6 protein-coding genes are annotated in these 3,482 nt (G+C 30.7%); all 6 read right to left on the bottom strand.

Annotated elements, in window-relative coordinates:
* Nucleotides 1–277 precede the first annotated feature (277 nt).
* Entirely contained in the window at nt 278–652 is a 375-nt protein-coding gene (locus NK213_RS19220; RefSeq protein ID WP_253352331.1) for a hypothetical protein, read from the bottom strand.
* A 62-nt stretch (nt 653–714) separates the two neighbouring features.
* Nucleotides 715–1,257 (bottom strand): hypothetical protein, encoded by a 543-nt coding sequence (locus NK213_RS19215; RefSeq protein ID WP_253352328.1) that lies wholly within the window; start codon nt 1,255–1,257, stop codon nt 715–717.
* 78 nt (nt 1,258–1,335) lie between these two features.
* A complete protein-coding gene (locus tag NK213_RS19210; RefSeq protein ID WP_253352326.1) occupies nt 1,336–1,749 on the bottom strand; it encodes a holin family protein in 414 nt (137 codons plus the stop codon).
* Between the two features lie 13 nt (nt 1,750–1,762).
* The gene (locus NK213_RS19205; RefSeq protein WP_253352324.1) at nt 1,763–2,266 is read right to left on the bottom strand and encodes a hypothetical protein; all 504 of its coding nucleotides are present in this window, start codon (nt 2,264–2,266) and stop codon (nt 1,763–1,765) included.
* Between the two features lie 11 nt (nt 2,267–2,277).
* Nucleotides 2,278–2,706, bottom strand: coding sequence for a M15 family metallopeptidase (locus NK213_RS19200; RefSeq protein ID WP_253352322.1), 429 nt, complete (start codon nt 2,704–2,706; stop codon nt 2,278–2,280).
* Between the two features lie 11 nt (nt 2,707–2,717).
* Nucleotides 2,718–3,482, bottom strand: a 765-nt coding sequence (locus NK213_RS19195) for a hypothetical protein (protein ID WP_253352320.1), incomplete at its 5' end; no start/stop codon positions are given.

The raw sequence follows: 3,482 nt of genomic DNA, 5'->3' as shown, positions 1-3,482 counted from the left end.
AATAACATCCCTATTGCTATATTGCGTTTAATAAACCTATTCCTTGTCCTTTCCTTCATATTTCCTCCTTATTTATTAGACCAAAAAAGCAATATTTAAAAATACTAATTTAATTAGAGTTTTGACTATATTTCTAATATTATTTCAATATTGCTTTTCCCTTTTTTTATTCTTTGATTTATTATATAATTTCCTTTGTTTTATGTCAATAGTTTATTATACCAATATAAAGTTTGGAATAAAAAAATCTGATTATAAAACCAGATTCCCATTTTTTTTACTTTTCTTTAGCATTTACATCTATTTCTACTCCTGGTACCTTAACTTTCCCATTTTTTATTTCTACTCCCGGAGTTTTTATTTCTCCATTTGTCGAATCTATTTCCACTCCTGGTGCTTTTACTGTTCCATCTTTTGAATTTACTTCAACATCTCCTGCTTTTATATTTCCATTTCCCCCATCTACTTCTATGGAGACATCTGTATTGTCATTTTTTTCTTCTTCCTCTGATAATACTTCCTCTTCTTTCTTTTCGTCTGAATTAGCTTTTATCTCTACTTGTACACTTTCTTTTATCTCTTCCTCAATTCCTTTTTTTCCACACGATATTAGTAACATTAAAAATAATGATAAAAAAAATATTTTTTTCATTTTTCCTCTCCTTTTTTGTAATTTTCAAAGTTTCTTGTAATTTTTTACTGTTGTCACTCACCTTAGTTTGATTTTTCTCCAATATACTGAATTCCACTCAATATTTCCGAAGAAATTTTCACACCAGATTTTCCTATTTTCACTCCGGGAACTGATACCTCTGTTGATGATATTTTTACATCTCCCGCTTTTACTCCACCACTTCCTATTTCTATATCTCCGTAATCTTCTGTATTTAAACCTCTACAATCATTTTTATTATCTATTGACAATATAACCCTATCTTCTGAGTAAACTATACAACCAGATTTTACAATATACTGCTTTGTTTTTTGTTCAGGAATTACATAGATTTCTGTATCATCATTTACTGTATGCCTAACGGCATATATATCATCAGACAGAAAATTTTTAACCCATATTTTCTTGCTCTCTTTCCCATCTTTTACAATCTTTACATTATTTGTATTTATTTTTACTGACTTTGGTTTCATAATAGTCACTTGTTCATATGTCCCTAAAACACTATTTGCCACTATTATATCTGTTAAAATAAAAAAAACACTACATACACTTAGTATAAAAATAATTTTACTTAGTTTCATTACATCACTCTCCCATTTTTTATATAGTATAACATACATATGAACTTAATGTGAAGATTACAAAAAAAGAACCCGAAATTAATCAGGTTCCTCATCCTCTCTTTTATCCAGTCTCTCCAATATTTTTTTTAAAATACCTGGTATTGGTACTCCCATTTCTGATATATTTTCCAATATTGATATCGCTTCATTCGTTATTACAAATACCAACACCAGTGTCCTAAAACTCATACTACTATCTGGGATCAAACTCACTTTATCTAACCAATGACCTATTAATATCATTGATAAAAACATTGTTTTTTTGAGTAGACCTTTCCAGCTCTTTGCACTGCTTACTTCACCGTTATGCCATGCTTTTGCCAGTCCTGTTATAAAATCCAGTACAATGAACATAAAAGCTCCTTGTATTAATATGTCAAAGGCTCCGAACAGATATGTAAATACCGCCAGTACTCCTGTTGTTATTATTGTCAAATCCAATTTGCTCATCTCCTGCTCCTTTCTACCACTTTATCCCCGTTTTTATTCCTACTCTGGCTTCTTCTAACTTATTTATCTGCCCTTCTATATATCCTTCTAGATATCCCCTGTCCTTTTCTGTTATCTTAAGGTTTGTTGAAGTATTGAAATCCTTTGTTGTATATTTAGTATTATTAAGTATATTATCCACTGTTTTTGATACTATTACATCTGGTATGCTGTTTATTACACTGTCCTTATTATTTGTAACTACTACTTCTTTTGCTACTTCCAGCAAATCTATTTCCGGCCAGAATAATTCCAAAATAAATTTCCATACTTTATTCTTGGTATTGTTTAGTGACCATTCTCTTAAAGTATTAAGAAGTACTGCTAGCTTTACCTTATTTAATAACTTCTCTCCCTTAATATCCAGTACCTTTACAAGATATTCCGTAATATCTTTTAATTTCTTTTTCTTGTACAGGAAATAAATTCCTGCTCCTGCTATTATTAATACTATTGTTAGTATAACGTATGTTTTCATTTTTATTCCTCCTATTTTTTTAGTTCGAAATGTGGCGGATCAAAAGGACTTTTCCAGTGTCCGCCCCATTCTACTTTTATTCCTAATTTTTTAGCAGTATTCAATATATGCTCTGCTATTGCATTTGTTTCTTTTTTATATCTCTCATATTCAACCCTTACACTTCCGTTTATATATGGGTAAAGGTCTACAGCATAACCATAACCATCTGATTTTGCCTGATGATTTGACTTTTTATTATACCCATCAAGACTTGTTACTTTTATTCCCGGCTTAGTCCTTCCTTGCTGATATAGTTCGTTCTGTCTCTTTGCAGTTCTTAACCCTTCAGTAATGGTAAAATCATATGGACTATCTTTTATTGATTCGTTCATCAGTTTTACCATATCAGGATGAACGCCTTTTAAACTATTTGATGATCTGCTCCCGAATTTATACATCTGTTTTCTCCTTAGTAAAAATATCCTACTGCATTTATTGTCAGTGTTACATTTCCCGTTACCAGTGAACCTGTATTTGTTATCCTATACATTATTAAATTGGGCGGATAGAAGAATCCCGAAAACATTATTTCGACTCTTCCACTTTTCAATAAATTAAGATACTCAAACATATCAAAAGTTTCCGGTCTCTTTATTATAAACTGTCTGTAAGTTGTTTCTATTGAACCTGCTGCTCCATTTGTCACCTTTATTGTCACATTCAATACTATTTCTTTGAATATCGAGGGAACTAAATCCGAACCAAAATCGGATACCTTTAAATATTTATTTATCATTGTACCCGATACACTTTCTGTAACCTGCTTAATTGCAAATCTTACATAACCCCCAATAAATTTCCATAGCTGATAATTTAAAAACCATATGTTTTCTACATTATAGTATTCTTGGGTCTCGTCATCCCAGCCTAAAAGATTTATATATCTTGTTGCTCCCGTTATAAGGTTAGGGTTTAGTGCATCTTTTACAAACTCTACTTTTACTGTTTGTAATTCATCTTCAAAGTATTCAAACTTTAAAAAACCATTTCCTAAATTTATTACCGGAGTTGTTGGAAATGAAAAGTTATACACTTTTACTTTCTTTTTTGATTTTAGGGCTTCTAAAAACTTTATATTCAATTCTTCCTCTGTCATTTCTGCACAGTCTATTCCCCAATCTAGGAAATCACTGCCTTTTAAATCATTTATTTCAGACATTAGCTTTGATATATC

The sequence above is a fragment of the Sebaldella sp. S0638 genome, from assembly GCF_024158605.1.
GTDB lineage: Bacteria > Fusobacteriota > Fusobacteriia > Fusobacteriales > Leptotrichiaceae > Sebaldella.
The sequence above is the reverse complement of the archived record's forward strand: the minus strand, read 5'-3'. Positions and strand labels throughout refer to the sequence as shown.